We start from the raw sequence: 21,000 nt of genomic DNA, 5'->3' as shown, positions 1-21,000 counted from the left end.
CTCCTAAAGACTTTAATTTTCTATATAACTGCATCTTTCACAGCCAAATAGGAAATATCAGCTGCATGATCCAGAGGTTCCTGGATATATACATCTTCTCCAGTTTTTATCCACTGTTCCCATGCATCTCCACTGGTCTGAACATAATTAGACTGTAAAGAACCGATAGCACCATTTTTAACCGTGATATGTGGTGTAAATAGCATAGCCTCTAACTCGTATTTAGTGTGCTGATAGCCGGACTGACCTCCCCCTGAGTGTGGTGGGCAAACACCATCTGAAATGTAATGGGTTGCCACTCCAAAACAGTAGCTGGCCTGGTTGTACTTTCCATCAGCATAATATTCTTTGCCTTTTTCCAGCCAGTAATTGGCTTTTTCTTGACTGGCAGGGTAGTGGTGGTACTGGAAGTCAAAAAATTTAAAATCCGGGTCATCTGCACCGTTGATCATCTCGGAAAGATTCAAATTTTCCTGGGCATCAGCAGGTAGAGCGTAATAAACCTGTTCAACGATGGCATAATGGTTTGGTGCTGCCCAGGCAGATACTGGCTGAATCAATGCCAGGAAAGCAACAACTAAAAACAGTACCGATAAAAATCCTTTTTTCATGGTTCCTCAAGCTTCAAATTAATTCATCAGTTTATTACCTGCACTGAACACTTTTTAAATAATCTCAGTTTTAATAAATTTTCTGGAAAAATATAGTTATTCTTAATAATTATAAGAGTATGTGTACTCAGTACTCATATTTAAATCTATCATTTCCATTGTCAACTTTAAGAATCATGACGTGATAGAACAAATCCATTACCATCATTTATTACTTACTTAAACCAAATATAGAATAACCAGACGGATCCAGAGATTCTTATCATGTTTATAAATCCATCTATTCTCCGGTGGTGACCAGATGCATGGAAAAAGTTGTCCTATCGATTTAACCAAGGTACCCCCCTGGAAGAGATACTTGAGATTGTTTTTAAGGATAATTATCCTGATTAATGCCGTGTACCAGATAATCCTGGGTGAAATGTTTTTCGGAATTTTAGCCCTTTTAGCCCTTGCAGCACTTCTTACACCCTGGTTTTTCACTAAAAATAGGATATGCGTTGTTCCTGTGGATATAGAGATATTGTTCCTGATTGTGATCTTTTTTGAGCTGATTATGGCTGATGCCTACAGTTTCTACAGTCGGGTGCCCTATTATGATAAATTCATGCACCTGTTGATATCCTCCATTGTGGGTCTGGTGGGTATGATGATTATATACACCTTCTATGCTCTGGGGAAACTTCAGGCCAGTACCGGAGTTATGTTTACCCTAATCGTTCTGATAACTATGGGGATGGGTGCGGGTCTGGAAATGGCAGAATATTTCTATGATCAGGCATTATACCCGGTTATTGGACATTACCTCCCCACAGGACTCACCCAGGGATCCATGGTTGCCTCGCCCCTGGCCGATACCATGGAAGACTTGTTCATCGATACATTGGGAGGGATATTGGGTGCTGCTGTAGGAATAATCATTATTAAAAGAGAAGAAAAAAAAGGAACAGAACCAGAAATGCTGGATGAACTGGAAGCCCTGGCTTCAGGAAACAATGAACATGAATAGAATTCATCCTGAATTAGGGGACATGATTTTGGAGGGGATAAAATAAATTACAAAAGAATCTTGAGCATTATTATCGCTTTTTTAGTGTTTTTAGTTATTGTGTTCATATTCAGAATCCTAGCTGACTTTACAGGTGAAAAATCACCAGTTGGACCAATAAAAATCGCCTCCTGGCTCTGTGGTTCTATTGTTGCCTTTAAAATTTTTGAAATCATAAATGATGAAGATGATGTGGAAAAATAATAACAAACTTGAACTGTTATTTTTCACAGTTTTCTGGTCATCCTGTGATAATTATCACGATATAATTCACGAAAGTATATGTTAATGTGAAAAAAGAGGTTATATTTATCTAATAGACACCTACCAAAAACTCGGGGGCTTGTATTTCTGTCAACAGGCCCTTGAAAATATTCATGACACAAGATTTATTTCTAGTCTAATTCTTTAGATTGAATTAACTGAATTGATTGAGATTGAATATCCGGATTTTTTTGGATTTTTGTACTACTTTTGAATTCAGGGAACCAAAAATATAATTGGATTGAAGTAGTGATGCTGATTATATGTTGATAAAATCCCTCAAAAACTGCAAGTACTTCCAGGTGCAGGATAAGACAGTTCTGTGTGAGATTCTACACCCCAAAAATGAAGGTATCAGCATGGGGTGCAGTATTGCTCATGCCATAATCGAAGAAGGTAAGGCATCTTTACCACATAAATTGAAGACTGGTGTGGAAATATACTATATACTGGAAGGTAAAGGTAGAATGCATATTAACCGGGAAGTTTCTGGGGTAAAACCGGGTGAAGCCATTTACATCCCACCAGAACATGTGCAATGGATAGAAAATGTTGGGGATGGAGAATTAAAATTTTTGTGTGTGGTTACACCACCGTGGCAGGAAGAAGACGAAGAATTATGTGATTAACTGTAAGGACGTATAGGTGTGGAGGATTATTCCCAGTACACCACCATTACACACAGGTAACTGAACTCCATATTGGCAACTTCTTCTAACTTTCCCTTGAAAACTCTTTCATCAGGATAGCTGAGCCTTTCACACACTGCTACTTTTCTTTCCGGATCAACACCCCTCTCCAGGAGGAATTGGGCTAATTTTTCCACCCTGAAATCAGGTAACACCATTGTGGGCTTTTGGTTATCTAAAAATTCCAATATCTTATCTGAATTACCCTTCCCATGCAGAGTTAAAAGATTAATTTCATCCCAGGGGAGCTGAAGCCTGGCTGCAGCAAGTTGCAGGGAACTGATGCCAGGTACAACCTCAATGTCAAGGTCATCCCTTAACCTCAGGATGGGTTTCAGAACACCGGAGAATCCTGGGTCTCCTGTGGATAGAATGGCCACATCTTTACCCTCATCCACCAGAAAAACGGATTTTTTCATCATTTCATCCATGTTACGTGCCCTGAGTACCAGAGTATCCCCAGAAAATCCTGAAAATAAATCCAGAGCTCTTTGACTCCCCACCAGAACATCCACAGATTCTGCAGCCTTAATGGCTGCTTTAGTTAAATATTCACTGGATCCTGGTCCGATTCCTACTAGGTAAAGTTTTGCCATGTTATTTGCTCCTGGTATTTCAGATGATAATGAACAGTTAATTAATGTTTGATTATCTAATATAATGCTATTCAAAACTTAATTTTAAATGGAGATTCACCAATCAAGAAAAATCACGACCACAAGATATTATGATTATAAATTATCTTGCAAAGCCCAATTATGTTACATTAACTAATTTTAGTAAATATAATGTATTTTCATTTATATAAATTTTTCATGACAGATGTTTGTTTATTGAAAATCATCGTATTTGTATTAACAAATCATTAATTAAATCACTAAATGATAAAAACAGTTTAGTGATTTTAATAATTTAATGGAAATACTAAGATATTGATACTAAATACTGCTAAAAATTAACATTTTAGAATTATATCAGATTCTAAGGCAAATTCAGACGGTTTAATTTGCATCTTATAAACATCAATGTTTTTTTCCTTTCCTAATTCTATGACTTTCTTACAATTGGTTTTAGAAACCTTCGCGCCCAAATAAATAGCTTTAGGTTTCGGAACAGGTAAATATACTACTTTATTTTCGACATTATTAAATGGAAAAACATATCGCCATTCTTTTTCATAATCCCAAACTTTGGATTTAATTAAGGCATTACAAAAAACAAGCATATTATTAACGTTTTTTGCTGAGTGAGGAATTTTAAGCCCTCCTAAAATCTCTTCAGCCTTAATGTTTCCCATATATTTTTTTAAAACATTACCAAAGTCTTTGTTGGAATCTGGTATATAATCTTTCAAATCAAAAAGTGTATCTTTATAAATAACTGGGAATATGAAACGTGCCACGGGATTATTTAATCCTAATTCTTTAAAGTCATATTTAACACAAAAACCTTCATGGTTGTTTGCATAATGACTCCACATTAAGATTGAATCATAAGTTTCAGTAAAACAAGTTACATGAATATTTTTTTTAAACTCAGGATCTATATAACCCTCTCTGAAAATTTTTTCTTCACTTTCAATCAGTTTTTCACGATCTTCTATCATAATATTAGGAGGGGCCCTCTTTTTAACTATAAATTTAGCTAAACTATGAACAATATCTTTTTTTCTTTTTAGTTTAGTTAATTCTTTATTTGAAACCTTGTAACCTTGCCTTTTCATTCTCTTAATAATTGATTCTGTTAGAACATTCCGAATATAATCATCAGGTAAATCCTTTGTAGCCATCTTAAGTGCACAGTCAAAAGGATCGTTGAACTCAGTAGGTCTTGAAAGATACATTTCATTTGATTTTAATAATTCTAATGAATATTTATCATTAAAATCCTTATATTTGTATAAAAACGAAGGCATATTCTTATATTTCAAATTTATAGCTTTTTTAACGTTTAATTTAGAAGGATCACTAGAAAATAAAATTTCTACTAATTCATCTTTCCACAAAAAACATTCCCCCCTTCTAGTTTAATCTATACTAGTTATTTCCCGAACACTTCATGGACATGTAATAAATAAATATGGGCATATTATCGTTGTTATTAGATTTTATCTATTTTTTCCCTGATATAATCTTTATATCTTCAATCAATTAATCACCCTCCCCTCTGTACGTAAAATATCTTTAACATTAAAAAATATTACCAGATCCCCTTTTAATTGTTTAAAATCTTGATATTTTATTGTTTTGACCATTTTCACTGTAAACTTGCCATGATAACATTTAACATCTTCTTTGGTGTAACACTTCAAAATCTAGTCTAAAAGATAAGTAATCACAACCACTATATGATCTATGACATGATGAGTAAAATATGAATTAAAATTAAAATTTTCAAGAGTTTATCTAATAAAATCTTTAATAAACTTGGGATGTAAAAGAACTACTAGTGATATCATGCTCCAGATCGCAGTTACCGGAAAGCCCAATGTGGGCAAATCATCATTTTTCAACGCAGCTACCCTTTCAGAAGCAGAAGTTGCTGGCTATCCATTTACCACCATTGATGTTAACAAAGCAGTGGGCCATGTGGTTAAACCATGCCCCTGCCGCGAGTTAGATATTGAATGCAACCCCCTGAATTCCCAGTGTCTGGAAGGGACACGGTTGATTCCTGTAGAACTTTTAGACGTTGCTGGGCTGGTTCCTGGAGCCCATGAAGGACGTGGATTGGGTAATAAATTCCTGGACGACCTTCGTCAGGCCAGAGTATTCATCCATGTGATTGATGCTTCCGGAGCAACTGATGATGAGGGAAGGCCCTGTGAGCCAGGAACCCATGATCCATTGGAGGATGTGGAGTTTTTGGAGCATGAGATAACCATGTGGCTTTTCGGAATACTTGATAAAAACTGGAATAAACTGGTAAGAAAGGCACTTTCCGAGAAACTGGACATTGCCAAGGTAATAGCAGAACAGCTCAGTGGAGCAGGCATCATGGTAGAAGACGTGCTTGAAGCCAAACGAGCTGTTAAAAAGGAGTACAAGGACTGGGAAAAAGAGGACATCATACAACTACTGGATAATCTTCTTAAAATCGCTAAACCCATGCTTATCGTGGCAAACAAAGCAGATTTACCTCACGCCGATGATAACATTAAAAGACTCCAGAAAAAATATGATAATGTGGTCCCTGCTTCTGCTGAAGCTGAACTGGCATTAATTCGGGCGGCAGAAGCCGGATTGATAAAATATGTTTCGGGTGAACCTGACTTTGAAATCCTCCAGAAAGATAAACTGAGTTCCCAGCAGGTAAATGCCCTGGAATACATTCGAGAAAACGTGCTGCAAAAGTATGGAGGTACTGGTGTCCAGAACGCTCTTAATCAGGCTGTTTTCAGCTTGATGGATATGATCGTGGTTTACCCCGTAGAAGATGAACATAAAATGTGCGACCAGAAAGGTAACGTGCTTCCTGATGCATTGCTAATTCCCCGTGGTTCTAAACCAAGGGACATGGCTTTCCTCATCCACACTGATATTGGTGAGGGTTTCATGCATGCCATAGATGCTCGAAGTTGTCGTAGGGTGGCCAGTGATCATGAACTGGAAGATGGGGATATAATTAGCATAATTACGCGTTAGAATGAGATATATTGAAATTATGGGAGGGGCTAGGATTATTAATTACTAAATATACCATAAATAGCTTTGGAAGGTAATATTAATTACAATAGCTGCAGTAACACCTTCATAAGCATTACTTAATTTAAAATTAGCTTTCAATCGACAGGAATTAAAAAAATATGGCATGTGAGATTCTTTTGAAATGAGAACAGATGTAACAAAGCCAGATAATATAATAAACACCATAAAGAGGGATAGATATCCTTCAAATGACATTAATGTAGAAATAATCCTACACTTATTCCTATAGCTAAAGAACTAAAAAAATCTTTTAAATTTGTTTTTGAAATAATGAATTGTCTATTTGATTGATTATCAGCTATTTCACCGAGTATTAACCTTCCACCACATTCACAAGTTTTTCATCAAAGTCTTCCAATGATTCTTCAGATTTTAATACATAATATTGCCACACTTATCACAATATAAATAACGCATAAAATCGCTTCATTAGACAAATGCTATACATTTAACTATCTTCTGACACTTTCAGTTTTCTAGTGGTAACTTCTAAATAATCACCTTCCTATACCTGCAACATTCCGGAAGTTATCATGAATAAGTCAGGAGTCTAACCCTTTACCAACCTTCAATCTTTTTTACTTCTTCCAGTAATTCAAGACACTGATTTATTTCCTCAGTAGGTTCTAACTCCCTTAGTAAGTCTATAACTTGGTTAATTCTTGCTATACTTCCAACATTCATAATTTTTTCTTTCTTTAGTTCTACATTGTCAAAACCCTTTAGTTTTACCATAATAATCCACCCCTTTACTTGTTATTGGTTTCTGTTGATACTTTTAGTTTCATGATTTTCACTTCCATGCAGTCGCCTTCTTGGATATCTGCAACTGTCAAGATGGTGTCAGGAATGTATACCTGTTTTCCTTTTCTCCTTGTTACTTAAGTAAAAGTTTCATATTCTACCATAAGTTACTACCATCACCAACTATGTTCCTGTCGATATATTAGTTCTATTTACCATTTAAAAATCAAATTTATCTGAAATATTTGTTCATGTTTGTGTGTAATGGGTGTGAAAATTTTTTTATATCTTGATTTTACCAAATAGGTACCATTTAACACATTAAATAGTAAAATATAGTCATCAATTGATATTGACGAAATCAGGGTTTGAATAGTATGATAAACTTTAAAGGGACTATTCATTACATTAAATCATGCAATGTACCGTAATGTATCGTTAAATTAACTATTTCTTCAATCAATTAGGATACCGACTCCGAAATCAAAAAGTGGTTTCTGGGTAATGCAGATATTACAGTGTGCATTTTTTGGAAAAATAATTCGGTTTAATTTAACCACTAAATTACTAGGATAAGTGGCATGTATTAATTACAATTATGGTAATATTTTAGTAAATTATGTTTCCAAATTTAACCTCCATTATTAATCATTTCCATCCCAACAACCATTTTAAATAGTTACCCAAAGTTAGATTTTTAGTGTCATTAGCATCTATTGTTGCATATGTAACTGTTAATGTAACATTACTTCCATTGTGCGTTCCGTTATCTGTAAAATTATAGGTATTAGATGAAATTATATCAGAATCATTTTTTGTGGTTGTGATTACATATTCAGCTATGCTCGGTGCGAACACATAAAAAAGACCTACTGCAACACAAAAAACCAGAATTAAAAGAGTTATGATTCCCAATATTATTCCAAAAATTATCTTTGCATTTTTCATACTAACCCCAACAATATGATTATTATACTATTATAAAATTAAGTCAATAGTTTTTACTGTTTTTTCTGAGATTGTAATTGATTGTTTAGTTTATGGTAGCTGGTCACTGCATCCAACTTAACTCGGATCAATTCTGGTAAGTATATAATTAGTATAACTTGTCGCTAAAATGGATCAGAATATGGCTACTAAAATAAAATAAGTCGTCTTAACCCCAGCTGTCACTAAAAAAGATAATTTAAAAAAAATAATTTAAAACTTAACTTCGGGAACTTCTCTTTTTACATCTTCAATTTCGAAGAATTCTGCTTCCTGGAAGTTAAACGTGGATGCTATCATATTACTGGGAAACATCTGGCATTTGTTGTTGTACATTAACACTGTATCATTGTAAAACTGTCTGGAGTAAGCTATTTTGTCCTCAGTTTCTGCCAGCTGACTCTGCAGTTCCAGAAAGTTTTCATTGGCCTTCAGGTCAGGGTAATTTTCTGCCACGGCAAAAAGGCTTTTTAATGTATCTGTTAATATGTTGTTAGCCTCAGCATTTTCTTGAACCGTCTTAGCATTCATAAGACCTGATCTTGCTTCGGTTACCTTTTCAAAAACTGTTTTTTCGTGTTTAGCGTATCCCTTAACTGTTTCTACCAGGTTCGGGATCAGGTCTGCCCTTCGGTTTAATTGAACATCAATTTGGGACCAGGCATTTTTAACCCGGTTTCTGAGCTGAATAAGGCTGTTGTAGAGAGAAACAATGAATAACACTACTACAATCAGGACTATTAGAATAATTATTTCGATTATCAGTTTAACCACCATTCCTATATTTTTATCATGTTCTTATTAATTAGTACCCCACTATCATTAATAAATTTAGCCCCAAAAATATTCTATTAGTTCAGTTAAGCCCTAACCATCCAATTTATAGGATTTAAGTCTCTTTTTAAAAACCATATAAGTTAAATTTTTATTCATAGCATGTATGTATGAAAATGCCGTTCTAAACCACACCAACAGATATGATGATGTTTACTATTCCTTCACTTAGCTGCGTTAAATATTAATATCTAACCGTGGATAATAGAATTTTAAGACAATCATGTTTACATGATAAAAATAAGGACGAGAATTTCACTACTACTTCCTGTAGATCCTTTATTTCTCTAAAAAATAGGGGGCAAGTTGTTGAAAAACCTTGGAATCGGGGTGATATTGGTTGCCACAGTTTTAATAGTGATAGTTATTGTAATTTTACCCCATAACCCAGTCTTACCAGAGGATGATAATAATTTGGACAGTTTTCAAACACCTTTAACCCCTGAATTATCACCTGATTCGTCAGGAAATGTTGTAAATCCCCTTTTCTTAAATGTGAATGCATACTCAAAAACTACAGCCCATAATCAGGATAACGGAGAAAAAAAGCAAAATCCGTCACCGGAGTCACCTGATATTAATAAAATAATGGTTTTATTCAACTCCTACGTTGAAAATCTTTTTAAAAATAGTCTTATCCCCGGAGCAGCCGTGGTGGTGGTTTATAAGGACCAGATCGTTTACACGAAGACCCTGGGGGTGAAAAAGGTGGGAGAATCTGATCCTATACATGCGGACACCCTCTTCCAGATTGGCTCCTGTACCAAGGCGTTCACTGCCACTGCCATAGGATCTCTGGTAGATGATAGTTTAATGACTTGGGATGACACTGCCCAGCTATATTTCCCTGATCCTGACGAATTCACCCTGCAAGATCCTGTAGCCACCCCACAAGCCAATATGAAGGATCTGCTTTCACATCGCACAGGTATGTATGAAAACGCTGGAAATGAGCATATTATGGATTTCAGCTATGATTTTATGGAAACACTCTATCGTATGCGGTTTATAGAATCACAAAACGTGTTTCGTGCTAAATTCGCTTACAACAATATCATGTTTTCTCTGGCTGGCCATTCTGCTGCCCGAGCATCATCCACTACTTGGTCCCAGTTAATAAAGGAGAACATTCTACAACCCCTGAAAATGGATTCCAGTGTGACTACTTATCAGGAGTATGTTAACAGCCCCAACCACTCCGGTACCCATGTTATAGTTGATGGAGTGGTCTACTACGTGGATCCAAACAATCTGGATGGCATGGCTCCTGCGGGAAGTTTAAGCTGTTCCATAAAAGACATGGGTAATTGGCTTCGTTTCCAACTTAATGAAGGAATTTTCAACGGGCAACAAATAGTTTCATCCCAATCTATGGCTGAAACACATATGCCTCTGATTTTTATCGAATCCGAGCCAAACACTGAACTGTGGTATGCCCTGGGATGGGGGGTTATGTACACCCAAGGCCAGAAGTTCATACTTCACGCTGGATCAACCAGGTTATCCACAACTCAGGTCCGCCTTTTACCTTCTGAGGATCTGGGCGTGGTGGTTATGGCCAATGAAGGCCTTGAAGGAGGGAAATTTTGTGAACTAATCGCCCATGAATTAATGTCAATATACTTAAAAAACCAGCCAGATGATCCTTCAACCATCCCCGGAGAAGATATGGGAGAATTTCAGCCAGAATCAACCACCGCCCAACTACCAACTACTGTTCCTCTGCCATATCCTATTGACAACTACGTGGGTACCTATTACTCTGATTATTATGGTAACATTAAATTCGAGAAAGTTAATGCTAGTAACCTAAATTTATACGCGGGAAATAATCCAGATCCTTGTCCAGTGACCCATTTGAATGGTAACATCTTCGTGGATGTTTATCACCAGAAAAATATCACCTTCAGTAACTTTGAAAATAACATTCCCCAGGAAGTCCATACTGATCGATGGGATGTGAATGGTGGTAACGGAACTTTCAACCGAGTTTAATTAGCCCTAAACTATTTATTTTACCATTTAATGGTTTATTTCAATATTATAATAATATTCCATGCAGTTTAAGGTCTTAAGAACCTTAATATTTTTTCTTAAATCCAGAAAACACCTAAAATTTATATTATTTCATTTACATATTAATCCCTGAAATTCCTTGTATTAATCCACTGACAGAGAGGTCAACTTCAAGTGTAAAAATGCAGATCAATGAACTCCCTCCTGAAGAGGTTTACACTGAATTAAACACTTCTCAGAATGGTTTAACCAACGAAGAGGCTGAAAAAAGGCTTGAATATTATGGACATAACCAGATCGAGGAAGTTAAGAAAAAACCAGTTATTTTTAAGTTTTTAGCCAATCTTTACCAGCTTCTGGCTTTACTCCTATGGGCAGCCAGTTTTCTTGCTTTTTTAAGTGGTACTCCCCAGTTAGGGTTTGCAATTATCGCAGTTATCATCATCAACGCTATTTTCAGTTTCTGGCAGGAGTACAAGGCAGAACAGGCCCTGGAAGCCTTGAAAAAAATATTACCATCTCAGGTTAAGGTAATTCGTGATGGTGAGAAAACGGAAATATTATCTGCTGTGCTGGTTCCTGGAGATCTTCTGGTGCTTGAAGAGGGAGATAACATCTCTGCAGATGCCCGTCTAGTGGAAGCCAGCCAGATGAAAGTGGATAGCTCCACCCTCACAGGTGAATCTAAACCCGTCCGAAAAGTTTCCCATGCCAAAGAATCAGCGGCTGAAAATCTTATCGGGACTCCCAATATAATTTTTGCAGGTACTAGTGTTTCTGCAGGTTCTGGTAAAGCAGTTATCTTTGCAACCGGTCAAAAAACAGAATTTAACCAGATTGCAAGTCTGACACAGGAAGTTAGTCATGAAGATAGTCCCCTGCAGAAGGAACTGGCCAGGGTTACCAGGATAATAGCGTTGATTGCAGTGCTCCTGGGAGTTACACTCTTTGCAGTGAACTTATGGGTAGTTAAACTACCACTCCAGATGGCTTTCATATTCGCCATTGGCCTGACCGTTGCTAATGTTCCTGAAGGACTGCTCCCCACAGTCACCCTGGCACTAGCCGCATCAGTGCAGAAGATGGCAAGGAAAAATGCCCTTATAAAACGTTTATCCAGTGTAGAAACCTTAGGATCAACCAATATAATATGTACGGATAAGACAGGGACTTTAACCAAAAATGAGATGACAGTTCGTAAGATTTGGCTTCCGTATGAAATAATCGATGTTACTGGAGCAGGATACTCACCAGAAGGCGGATTTTTACATAAAGGTCAGCAGATTGACCATAGGGAAATTGGGGAACTTAAACTGTTAATGCGTTCTGCCACCTTCTGTAATGACTCCAAACTCATTGAACCTGCCGATGGAGGTAAATGGAAAATCATTGGCGACCCCACTGAAGCCGCGTTGTTGGTAGCTGCGAAAAAGAGTGGATTTAATTGGGAAGAGGAATTAGAAAAAAATCCAAGGATTTTTGAACTGCCTTTTGATTCTCAGCGTAAATCAATGAGCAGCATACATAAAAATAACAAAAAACAAGTGGCTTACGTAAAAGGAGCTCCTAAAAAAATAATTGGATTGTCAAACACCATATCTGTAGATGGAGAAGTTAAAAAGTTCCATGAAGAGGCTAAAAAGAATATAATAACCAAACATGATGAATTAGCTGCTTCAGGGCTGCGTATTCTGGCAATGGCTTACCGTGACCTTCCTGATAATTATGATAATTACAGTGCCGATGCTGTGGAGCAGGATCTCACCTTCCTGGGGATGGTGGCTATGCAGGATCCACCTCGTCCTGAGGTTAAACCAGCAGTAGAGGACTGTCATCGGGCTGGAATCCGCATCATAATGATCACCGGGGATTATGGTCTCACTGCCGAGGCAATTGCCCGGGAAGTTGGCATAATAAGTGATAAACCCTGCAAAATCATTAAAGGTAAGGATCTTAACCAGATGACTGATGATGATGTTAAAAAAGTTCTGGTTTCTGGTGAAAATGTTATATTCGCCCGTGCAGTGCCTGAACATAAGATGAGGATAGCCGGAATACTGGAAGGCATGGATGAAATTGTGGCCATGACTGGAGATGGGGTCAACGATGCTCCGGCACTTAGAAAGGCTGATATAGGGGTGGCCATGGGCATTACAGGCACTGATGTTGCCAAAGAAGCCTCGGACATGATACTCACCGACGATAATTTTGCCACCATCGTGTCCGCCATCAAGGAAGGACGTACCATCTACGAAAACATCCGTAAATTCATCACCTACATTTTTTCCCACGAAACAGCTGAAATTGTGCCTTTTGTTATGATGGTGCTCTTCAGGATCCCCCTACCCATTACTGTGATGCAAATACTAGCTATTGATCTGGGAACTGATACTGTACCTGCTTTGGCATTGGGAGTGGGTCCCTCAGAGTCCGATGTGATGGACCGTCCACCTCGGGCACGTGAAGAACGTCTTTTGAACTTTGGAGTTATTTTTAGGGGTTATATTTTCCTGGGAATAATTGAAGCTGCCCTGGTGATGTCTGGATTCTTCTGGATCCTCCTAAGCAGTGGCTGGACTTGGGGTCAGCAGCTTTCATTCTCTGACCCGGTTTACCTGAAGGCCACTAGTATGGTCTTTGCCGGGATTGTGTTGGCTCAGATGGGAAACCTGTTGGGATGCCAAACCAGCCGGACTTCAGTATTCAAAGTGGGTGTGTTTAAGAATAAGTGGATATTAAGGGGAATTACATTCTCAGTGATTGTACTTCTCGCTATAATCTACATCCCCCCATTGCAGGGAATATTCCAAACCGCGGCATTGGGAATATATGATTGGCTCTATCTGATTACTTTTGTGCCAATAATGTTCTTTGCCGATGAGGTGCGCAAATATTTCGTTCGTAAAGAATAAATAAGGGTTTTAACCTTGAAAATAAGGGTTTAAGTAGAGGAGATAATTCAAATGAAAAGGTCCAAAAAAGATGCTCCGGTAGTAAGCTATGTTCTGGTGCATGGTGGTAATATGTCCACAGATACATGGAATAAACTTGTTAAAAGTAACGATTATCCCCCAGGTGGCCTTTTAGGAGGTAAAATATGGGACAGTATTATTCCAGATCTTGAAATACATGATTACCGTGTTTTTGCCCCTACATTAAAGGATGAACATCATAGTAATCTAACCGAACACATCCAACAAATTTGCAGCATCATCACTGAAAATGATCTGAAAAATGTGATACTAGTGGGTCACAGTTATGGGGGGATGATAATTACCGGTGTTGCTTCCAAAATACCCGAAAGAATCAAGCATTTAGTTTATTTGGACGCTGCATTCCCTGATCCTGGGGAATCACTCTTTGACATTATTAATTCCAGTGGACACAACCCTCTGTCATTTTCTGGACTGGAAGCAGTTGCACCTTACGTGGAAAAATTACAGTTTGATGCACAGAAAATAAGATCATTACCTAAAACATATATTCTATGCACAAAAAGCGAATTTGGCATTGTTACGGAGGTTGTCAAAAGAAAAATTGATACCGACAAAAAACGATGGACTTACATTGAGTTACCCTCATCTCACGTGCCCATGGCTGACTTACCTGAAGAATTTTCTCAAATACTCCTTGAAACGGCAAGAAAGGTCGTTGAAGATCCTTAGATCTTACCCACTTTCTTAATTTAAATCCTAACTTTTTTTCAATAATTCAAGGTTTAAATCTCAACTTTAACCTTTATTTCTACTTTTTTTAAGGGTTTTAGTTCTAATTCATGGTCATGGTAATCAACACTGAAAGCATAGGCAATAATCAGTACCTTCTGTTTTTTTGCCTGTTCCAGTGTACCTGAAAATTCTGGATCCATCTCCCAGTTAGGTGAAAATATTTGAGGATCATCCCTGGGGATTAAAAAAAGCACAGCAGAATCCATCCCCTGATTTTTAGCTTTAATAAGCTCTTCCAGGTGCCTTTTTCCCCGAATGGTGGGTGCATCAGGGAATTTAGCGTGCCCCTCTTCAACTAAAGTGCATCCCTTCACTTCCAGAAGCATCCTATCAGATTTTTTATGCTCTTCTTTCTCTACATTTTCTCCAGATGCCAGAAGAAAATCAATTCTACTGTTTCCAAATGTATATTCCCTTTTTTCTACAGTGTAATCTGAAAATTCCGGCACGACTCCAGATTCAATGAGTTCTGCTGCCAGATCACTGTGAAAACCAGAGTTTATAAGCACCCAGATGCCTTCACATTCAACGGCAATAACATCGTATTTTGTTTTGCGGTTTGCAACATTATCTGCAGGACGGAGGAGTAATTTAGCTTCAGGTAACAGTAATTCCTTCAGTCGGCCGGGGTCTCGTAAATGGGCTTTTTTATTCACACCATCTGTTTCAAAGACCACTGTGAAACGGTTGGGTCTTTCCTGGAAGTTTCCTTCAATGATATTATCTATTTTCAATAATTCACCCTAAACGGCTTTTCCATCTAATACTACATCTGTTTCCCAATACTTTCCTTTTCTATGCTAATACTACCTTCTGTTTCTACAATACTTTCCATTTCTATGCTAATACTACCTTCTGTTTCTACAATACTTTCCATTTCTATGCTAATACTACCTTCTGTTTCTACAATACTTTCCTTTTCTATGTTATAGTGATAAATTATCAACCACACTTGCAAATTCCTTGGCATGTTCCATTGTTTCGTTGAATGATGCGTAAGTGTAGGTTTCATAAACCATTGCAGGTGTTCCTGATTTTATTATGGGTATTGTTACATATGGACCACTGGTAGGCCCACCATCAAATGGAGGGAGGTAAAACACGAGCCAAGATATTTTATTAACAATCAGGTGGGCCAGATATAGGGAACGACTATCATCTGCAGGGACAGAAATAAATCTGGTTTCAGGATAATCTCCTTTGGTGGAGTGAACATCTATCACCAGATTATAGTTCATTTTCTTGATATCTGGTACTGCATAGTCAAGGGCCAGTTGTTGTCCGTGAATCCGTCCTTTGGCGTAATCATCTCTACTTTTGGTGACAGTGATTTCATAAACATAATAACAGTGTTTTAATGATTTTTCACTGCTGATAACTGTTTTCATTGCCTGGTGGGCTTGAACTTCCTGGGGGTGGACTCCCACCACGTAGGCAACCTTGACTGGCGAATAAATATTTCCATATGGCCCATAACGGACTACGAAACCATAATTGCGTTCTCCGAGGAATTTAACCGATGAAATAACGTTATTAGCTTCTGTTGGAGTAGAATTACCATTGAAAGATTCATTGAAATGGAATGATGGGCTATTTGAGCTTGTGAATATTCCCAAAATGATAATGACTAATGTTAACGTGATTAAAGCCCCTGTTTCCCTGTTCATTCTTATCCCCATGATTATAATCAATTAATCTTCCATAAATCCCCTGTGAGCATGTAAAAGTATTAGATTTAGAATCAGACCACTTACTGATCTACCATTACATTGTGCAAGATTAACTTATAGTCTGGTTGGTTATATGATTATGTGAATGGGATGCTTACAACAACAATGTAGATTATGAATGAATCAAAGATTTAATGAATGAATAGATGATTATATGTGATGGGATCCAACATCCCATATGAGTTTAATATTTGTAACAAAAAACCGCTAAACTGCGGATCATGAAATTAGAGGTGAAATATAATTGCATCCAAGACCTAGCCCCATTGCCGCGTCACTTTACACCTTAAGAGACTTAAATGCTGATGTAATAGTCTTACATGGCCCTCACGGCTGTTGTTTCCGTACCGGCCGTCTTTTGGAAAATGATGGTGTGAGGGTGGTTACCACTGCCATGTCTGAAAATGACTTCATCTTCGGAGCCTCAGAAAAACTGGAAGAAACCCTAAAAGAAGCAGAAGAACTGTTCCATCCCCAGCTGGTGGGCGTGGTTGGCACCTGTGCCAGTATGATCATCGGAGAAGACATGGACGACGCTGTTAACAACGCCAATATATCAGCCACAGTTTTGACTGTGGAGTCTCATGGTGGTTTAAGTGAGGGAGATAACACAGAAGGAGCAATAGCTGTTTTAGAGGCAGCAGAACGGAAAGGCGTGATCCCCCATGAGGAAACCGAAAGACAAAGCAGAATGCTTAAAAAGGCCACTGAAATCGAAAAAACCAGGGGAATGGCCCAGGGAAAGTATATAGCACCTTCTTATGGGGATGATAAGGGAGAAGTAGCTCAGATACTTCTGGATGCCTTTGCAAATGGGGATAAAATAGCCATTGTACTTAATGCCAAGAAAGAAACCTCATATCTTTTTTCAGATATCTTAAAAATATCTTTCCAAGATATCTATCCTGAAAACCAGCCTACCACAATTGCCAATCTAGATACAGAAATTGGACTTCCCCGTATCAGGCAACATGCCCATAATATCCAGAGGGAACTGGATAAAGAAGGTATTGTGGTCGATTTTGTAACGGGTGGGTTGGATGAATATCCTGTAACTGGAATAGAAGCAGTAGATTTCCTGGAAAAAAACAATTTTGACTGGGTGGTGGTCGCAGGAGTTCCCCATGCTCTGCCCATTGAGAAATTGAAGTGTAAATCCATTGCAATTACTGATGGTCCGAGATTGGTGGAACCACTTAAGGATTTAGGGTATAATTGGGTGGTTACTGAACTGGATGCTCATGCGAAAACTTTAGGGACTGATAAAATCGTTTCTTCAGATTTCGGAACTGTTTTAAGGGAAAAATTATAATCTAAAACTATGATAGCTATTATCGATTATGGCAGCGGAAATCTGAAAAGCATCCGCAACGGCTTCCAGCATGTTGGTGCTGAGGTCCTGGTTACCCACGATAAGAAAGAACTGGGAAAAGCAGATGTAATGATCCTCCCCGGTGTAGGTGCCTTCGGAACTGCCATGCAAAACCTAACCAAATATAAAGAAGTTATTTATCAGCATATTCGCGATGAAAAACCATTTTTAGGAGTTTGTTTAGGTCTGCAAGTTCTTTTTAGTGAAAGTGAAGAAAATCCTGGAGTGGAAGGACTGGACATATTCCCAGGAAAGGTAGCTCGATTCCCAGGAACTCTAAAAAATGAGGGCCTGAAGGTTCCCCATATGGGCTGGAATAAGCTTAACATAAAAAAGAAATCACCCTTACTTAAGGGAGTAGGCAGTGATTACATGTATTTTGTCCACTCCTATTATGTGCAACCAGATGATGATGAAATAGTGGTTGCAACCGTTGATTATGGTGTGGATGTTCCAGCAGTGGTGGTCCAGGACAATGTATTTGCCACCCAGTTCCATCCGGAAAAAAGCGGTGCAATTGGTCTGAAAATACTGAAAAACTTCCTTAAACGAGTTTGATGATATTTTTTACACACAACAAGAGTAAGAAAAATTTATATATTCGTAATACATAAGAAGGTGTAAGTGTGGATATAGAAGGTTTCACCAGGCGCGCCCTGGTAGATGGTGACGAAGAATCCGTTCAAAAAAGTCTCCAGAATAAAATATTAGAATTTAAAGACATTTCCCCCCAACAGGCTAACCAGATGGCAGAGGCGGTGCTTGATGAAGTTAAATACACTCTGAAAATCGAGGAACACCCTGATGAATCCCTGAAAAACCTCATAAATTACCCTAAATCAGGAATAGGTATGGGAAAGATGGGTGTGGGTTCTCGAGGTGCAGGAGACTTCTTTGTTCACCGTCAAATCGCTGAAATCGTGAAAAGCAGTCACACCGATGCCTTCATAAACCCCACAGCCCAGGATGACGGAGGAGTTGTTAAGGCACCCGCCGGAGCAGAAGAAGTATACATAACCACTGCAGTGGATGGAATACACTCCCGACTGAGTGAATACCCATTTTTGGGCGGTTTTCATGTGGCCAGAGCATCCATGCGGGATGTTTGTGTCATGGGCTCCCAGCCAGTGGCCATCTTAAGTGACCTGCACCTTGCAGATGACGGAGAAGTGGGAAAACTCTTCGATTACACGGCAGGAGTCTGTGCTGTGTCAGAACTAACTGGAGTGCCCCTGGTAGCAGGAAGCACCCTCCGAATAGGTGGAGACATGGTCCTGGGAGACAGGTTGGTCAGTGCCGTAGGTACAGTGGGAATATCACCACATCCACCCACTGCCAGGAAACGAGCCGAGGCCGGTGATGTGATCCTACTAACTGAAGGTTCAGGAGGGGGAACCATAACCACCACCGCCCTATATCATGGTCTTTTTGACGTGGTATGGGAGACCATGGACATCAGCTTCATACAGGCTTCAGATGCCATACTACAGGCAGGTTTGCTTCCAGAAGTACATGCCATGACTGATGTGACCAACGGCGGACTCAGGGGTGATGCTCATGAGATATCCCAAACCACAGGATTGGGATTGGCTTTCTGGGAGGATGAAATACGAAAACTGGTAAACCCCAAAGTTCTGGAGATGCTGGAAAACCTGGATATCGACCCTTTAGGTGTTTCTGTAGATTCATTGATGATCATAGCCCCGGAAAATGTGGCACGTGAAGTAGAAAATACAATTTCCGGAGTTGGTGTTAAAATAGGCCAGATAGGGGAGGTAGATGATACTGGAATTCCCCGACTGGTAGGTGAACAGGGGGAAACAGAGTTGAAACCACTTTTCCGTGAAGCAGCCTACACCAAGATCAAGAAATTTGTGGGAGATGTGCAGCCCGAGGACTTTGAAGAAATGAAGCAAAAAGTAGAAAAAGCAGCCCATGAAGCAATTCTTAAAAAAGACAAAGTTGTAGAAAGAATAAGGGAAAATCAATAGGAATTACAATAAATTGTAGAATTACGCTGATGGTAGTTTAATAAAATAATCAAGGAGTCACTAAATTAACTGTGAGAGGTATGGATGAAAAGGGATTTGCTTACACCCTGGATGCGGTTCTAGCTTTAATACCAGTTATGATTGTTCTTTTAGGAATTAGTAACCTTGCTGTACCTCCTGAATCCCACTCCCAAATCCAGTTCACCCAGAAAGCCCAGGATACCATGGATTTGATGGTTCAATATAAAGATGGTAATGGGAGGTCTGTTTTAGACACCATATCATCCATTCTAAAATCAGGGAACAACAGCCAGGCCAGTGTAAGAAGTGCTGGAAGGATTGCCTCCTGTTTTCTCGACGAACAATTGCCGGGTGGGGATTACCTTTTTACCGAAGAAAACCAGCTAGGTGGGGAAGTCCTGGCCGGTGAACTGGACCCTGAAAACACAGAAAAATTGGCTACTGCCTCCCGGAACTGTGGCAACTACACTTTCCGCATTTATGTTGAATAAAATCAGGACCCCTCCTTCTATAAGTCAATGAGAATATTTTATTAGTTACTATTTTTAAAGAGGATATAACCTAAAAAACATTATACACGAGATTTGCATGGCCAGTTCTAATCAAAATCAAACACAGTTTAAAGAAAAACTTGCCAATAACATATCCACTCTAACTAACCCCTCATTTGTGGCTATTCCTGTATTTCTGTTGATCAATTACACGGTGTTGTCTGGTGGGGAATGGTTATGGTTTTCTGCTGTCAGCATCTTTTTTGTAAGTCTGATGCCCATTATAACCAGTTTTTTGTGGATAAAAAAGAATAACCTGGAAGTGGACATGCCCAACCGGCAAGATAGGATTTATCCCCTGTTACTGGTGATCTTCGCCTACATTATAGGGTTTGTGGTCCTGTACATAATAGGAGCACCGCAACTGACTACAGTCTTAATGTTCTGTTACCTTACCAACACCATTGTGGTGTTATTGTTCAGTTTGTTCTGGAAGATCAGCATACACGCCATGGGCATTGCTGGTCCGGCAACTGCAATGATTTACCTGTTCGGATGGCCTGGATTCCTATTCAATTTACTGGTTCCTCCTGTAATTTGGAGCAGATTCTACCTGAAAAGACATAGTGCATCCCAGCTTATCACCGGGACGGTTTTGGGTTATTTTTTAACTGCTATCCAGATCTATATTCTAATAGGGTTTTGATAATTGAAAAAAAATGGTTCTAACGATTACAAACACCAACGTAAATTATTGCAGACCTTGA

The 21,000-nt window shown here is 38.6% G+C and carries 21 protein-coding genes; 12 read left to right on the top strand and 9 right to left on the bottom strand.

Annotated features, from left to right (window positions below; translation table 11 throughout):
* Positions 1-20: 20 nt before the first annotated feature.
* Positions 21-611, bottom strand: coding sequence for a zinc dependent phospholipase C family protein (locus J2743_RS01285; protein WP_209624598.1), 591 nt, complete (start codon positions 609-611; stop codon positions 21-23).
* 301 nt (positions 612-912) lie between these two features.
* Here J2743_RS01285 and J2743_RS01280 point away from each other — a divergent pair, with 301 nt between their 5' ends.
* From J2743_RS01280 to J2743_RS01270, 3 genes are all read left to right on the top strand, one after another.
* Positions 913-1,620, top strand: coding sequence for a DUF2238 domain-containing protein (locus J2743_RS01280; RefSeq protein WP_209624597.1), 708 nt, complete (start codon positions 913-915; stop codon positions 1,618-1,620).
* A gap of 99 nt (positions 1,621-1,719) precedes the next feature.
* Positions 1,720-1,863, top strand: a complete 144-nt coding sequence (locus tag J2743_RS01275; protein WP_209624595.1) for a hypothetical protein — start codon at positions 1,720-1,722, stop codon at positions 1,861-1,863.
* 323 nt (positions 1,864-2,186) lie between these two features.
* The gene (locus tag J2743_RS01270; RefSeq protein ID WP_209624593.1) at positions 2,187-2,552 is read left to right on the top strand and encodes a cupin domain-containing protein; all 366 of its coding nucleotides are present in this window, start codon (positions 2,187-2,189) and stop codon (positions 2,550-2,552) included.
* Between the two features lie 26 nt (positions 2,553-2,578).
* Here J2743_RS01270 and cbiE read toward each other — a convergent pair whose 3' ends face one another.
* Positions 2,579-3,208, bottom strand: a complete 630-nt coding sequence (cbiE, locus tag J2743_RS01265) for a precorrin-6y C5,15-methyltransferase (decarboxylating) subunit CbiE (RefSeq protein ID WP_209624591.1) — start codon at positions 3,206-3,208, stop codon at positions 2,579-2,581.
* Between the two features lie 359 nt (positions 3,209-3,567).
* On the bottom strand, positions 3,568-4,617 hold the full coding sequence (locus J2743_RS01260; RefSeq protein WP_209624589.1) for a DUF2971 domain-containing protein: 1,050 nt from the start codon (positions 4,615-4,617) through the stop codon (positions 3,568-3,570).
* A 451-nt stretch (positions 4,618-5,068) separates the two neighbouring features.
* Here J2743_RS01260 and J2743_RS01255 point away from each other — a divergent pair, with 451 nt between their 5' ends.
* Positions 5,069-6,256 (top strand): redox-regulated ATPase YchF, encoded by a 1,188-nt coding sequence (locus J2743_RS01255; RefSeq protein WP_209624587.1) that lies wholly within the window; start codon positions 5,069-5,071, stop codon positions 6,254-6,256.
* A gap of 621 nt (positions 6,257-6,877) precedes the next feature.
* Here the strand turns inward: J2743_RS01255 and J2743_RS01250 are convergent.
* The 3 genes from J2743_RS01250 to J2743_RS01240 all read right to left on the bottom strand — a co-directional run bounded on the left by J2743_RS01250 (position 6,878) and on the right by J2743_RS01240 (position 8,827).
* Positions 6,878-7,054: a hypothetical protein gene (locus J2743_RS01250; RefSeq protein ID WP_209624585.1), complete on the bottom strand. Its 177-nt coding sequence runs from the start codon at positions 7,052-7,054 to the stop codon at positions 6,878-6,880.
* A 657-nt stretch (positions 7,055-7,711) separates the two neighbouring features.
* On the bottom strand, positions 7,712-8,011 hold the full coding sequence (locus J2743_RS01245) for a hypothetical protein (RefSeq protein WP_209624583.1): 300 nt from the start codon (positions 8,009-8,011) through the stop codon (positions 7,712-7,714).
* A gap of 252 nt (positions 8,012-8,263) precedes the next feature.
* The gene (locus J2743_RS01240) at positions 8,264-8,827 is read right to left on the bottom strand and encodes a LemA family protein (RefSeq protein ID WP_209624580.1); all 564 of its coding nucleotides are present in this window, start codon (positions 8,825-8,827) and stop codon (positions 8,264-8,266) included.
* A 366-nt stretch (positions 8,828-9,193) separates the two neighbouring features.
* Between J2743_RS01240 and J2743_RS01235 the strand changes: the two genes are divergently transcribed.
* The 3 genes from J2743_RS01235 to J2743_RS01225 all read left to right on the top strand — a co-directional run bounded on the left by J2743_RS01235 (position 9,194) and on the right by J2743_RS01225 (position 14,565).
* Complete coding sequence (locus J2743_RS01235) at positions 9,194-10,879, top strand: serine hydrolase domain-containing protein (RefSeq protein ID WP_209624578.1); 1,686 nt, start codon at positions 9,194-9,196, stop codon at positions 10,877-10,879.
* 203 nt (positions 10,880-11,082) lie between these two features.
* Complete coding sequence (locus J2743_RS01230) at positions 11,083-13,812, top strand: cation-translocating P-type ATPase (RefSeq protein WP_209624576.1); 2,730 nt, start codon at positions 11,083-11,085, stop codon at positions 13,810-13,812.
* Between the two features lie 51 nt (positions 13,813-13,863).
* Entirely contained in the window at positions 13,864-14,565 is a 702-nt protein-coding gene (locus J2743_RS01225) for an alpha/beta fold hydrolase (RefSeq protein WP_209624574.1), read from the top strand.
* 53 nt (positions 14,566-14,618) lie between these two features.
* Here J2743_RS01225 and sfsA read toward each other — a convergent pair whose 3' ends face one another.
* Genes sfsA through J2743_RS01210 form a run of 3 tightly spaced genes read right to left on the bottom strand, consistent with a single transcriptional unit; the run spans position 14,619 to position 16,295 of the window.
* Positions 14,619-15,362 (bottom strand): DNA/RNA nuclease SfsA, encoded by a 744-nt coding sequence (gene sfsA / locus J2743_RS01220; RefSeq protein ID WP_209624572.1) that lies wholly within the window; start codon positions 15,360-15,362, stop codon positions 14,619-14,621.
* A gap of 32 nt (positions 15,363-15,394) precedes the next feature.
* Positions 15,395-15,580, bottom strand: coding sequence for a hypothetical protein (locus tag J2743_RS01215; RefSeq protein WP_209624570.1), 186 nt, complete (start codon positions 15,578-15,580; stop codon positions 15,395-15,397).
* Entirely contained in the window at positions 15,555-16,295 is a 741-nt protein-coding gene (locus J2743_RS01210; RefSeq protein ID WP_245247902.1) for a hypothetical protein, read from the bottom strand. The genes J2743_RS01215 and J2743_RS01210 overlap by 26 nt, the downstream gene beginning before the upstream one ends.
* Before the next feature lie 307 nt (positions 16,296-16,602).
* On the opposite strand from J2743_RS01210, the gene cfbD reads away from it, so the two are divergent.
* From cfbD to J2743_RS01185, 5 genes are all read left to right on the top strand, one after another.
* Complete coding sequence (cfbD, locus tag J2743_RS01205; RefSeq protein ID WP_209624568.1) at positions 16,603-17,670, top strand: Ni-sirohydrochlorin a,c-diamide reductive cyclase catalytic subunit; 1,068 nt, start codon at positions 16,603-16,605, stop codon at positions 17,668-17,670.
* A 9-nt stretch (positions 17,671-17,679) separates the two neighbouring features.
* On the top strand, positions 17,680-18,288 hold the full coding sequence (hisH, locus tag J2743_RS01200) for an imidazole glycerol phosphate synthase subunit HisH (protein WP_209624566.1): 609 nt from the start codon (positions 17,680-17,682) through the stop codon (positions 18,286-18,288).
* 68 nt (positions 18,289-18,356) lie between these two features.
* Positions 18,357-19,721 carry an AIR synthase-related protein gene (locus J2743_RS01195; RefSeq protein WP_209624564.1) on the top strand — a complete coding sequence of 455 codons (1,365 nt, stop codon included), beginning with the start codon at positions 18,357-18,359 and terminating at the stop codon, positions 19,719-19,721.
* An 80-nt stretch (positions 19,722-19,801) separates the two neighbouring features.
* Positions 19,802-20,233, top strand: coding sequence for a hypothetical protein (locus J2743_RS01190; RefSeq protein ID WP_209624562.1), 432 nt, complete (start codon positions 19,802-19,804; stop codon positions 20,231-20,233).
* Between the two features lie 97 nt (positions 20,234-20,330).
* Positions 20,331-20,939 carry a PAP2 family protein gene (locus J2743_RS01185; RefSeq protein ID WP_209624560.1) on the top strand — a complete coding sequence of 203 codons (609 nt, stop codon included), beginning with the start codon at positions 20,331-20,333 and terminating at the stop codon, positions 20,937-20,939.
* Positions 20,940-21,000 lie beyond the last annotated feature (61 nt).

Origin of the sequence: Methanobacterium petrolearium, from assembly GCF_017873625.1 — an archaeon.
Taxonomy (GTDB): domain Archaea; phylum Methanobacteriota; class Methanobacteria; order Methanobacteriales; family Methanobacteriaceae; genus Methanobacterium; species Methanobacterium petrolearium.
The sequence above is the reverse complement of the archived record's forward strand: the minus strand, read 5'-3'. Positions and strand labels throughout refer to the sequence as shown.

Coding starts and splice junctions, on each gene's coding strand:
- J2743_RS01285 (WP_209624598.1), bottom strand. CDS start 611: ATGAAAAAAGGATTTTTATCGGTACTGTTTTTAGTTGTTGCTTTCCTG.
- J2743_RS01280 (WP_209624597.1), top strand. CDS start 913: ATGCATGGAAAAAGTTGTCCTATCGATTTAACCAAGGTACCCCCCTGG.
- J2743_RS01270 (WP_209624593.1), top strand. CDS start 2,187: ATGTTGATAAAATCCCTCAAAAACTGCAAGTACTTCCAGGTGCAGGAT.
- cbiE (WP_209624591.1), bottom strand. CDS start 3,208: ATGGCAAAACTTTACCTAGTAGGAATCGGACCAGGATCCAGTGAATAT.
- J2743_RS01255 (WP_209624587.1), top strand. CDS start 5,069: ATGCTCCAGATCGCAGTTACCGGAAAGCCCAATGTGGGCAAATCATCA.
- J2743_RS01250 (WP_209624585.1), bottom strand. CDS start 7,054: ATGGTAAAACTAAAGGGTTTTGACAATGTAGAACTAAAGAAAGAAAAA.
- J2743_RS01245 (WP_209624583.1), bottom strand. CDS start 8,011: ATGAAAAATGCAAAGATAATTTTTGGAATAATATTGGGAATCATAACT.
- J2743_RS01240 (WP_209624580.1), bottom strand. CDS start 8,827: ATGGTGGTTAAACTGATAATCGAAATAATTATTCTAATAGTCCTGATT.
- J2743_RS01230 (WP_209624576.1), top strand. CDS start 11,083: ATGCAGATCAATGAACTCCCTCCTGAAGAGGTTTACACTGAATTAAAC.
- J2743_RS01225 (WP_209624574.1), top strand. CDS start 13,864: ATGAAAAGGTCCAAAAAAGATGCTCCGGTAGTAAGCTATGTTCTGGTG.
- J2743_RS01210 (WP_245247902.1), bottom strand. CDS start 16,295: ATGAACAGGGAAACAGGGGCTTTAATCACGTTAACATTAGTCATTATC.
- hisH (WP_209624566.1), top strand. CDS start 17,680: ATGATAGCTATTATCGATTATGGCAGCGGAAATCTGAAAAGCATCCGC.
- J2743_RS01190 (WP_209624562.1), top strand. CDS start 19,802: ATGGATGAAAAGGGATTTGCTTACACCCTGGATGCGGTTCTAGCTTTA.
- J2743_RS01185 (WP_209624560.1), top strand. CDS start 20,331: ATGGCCAGTTCTAATCAAAATCAAACACAGTTTAAAGAAAAACTTGCC.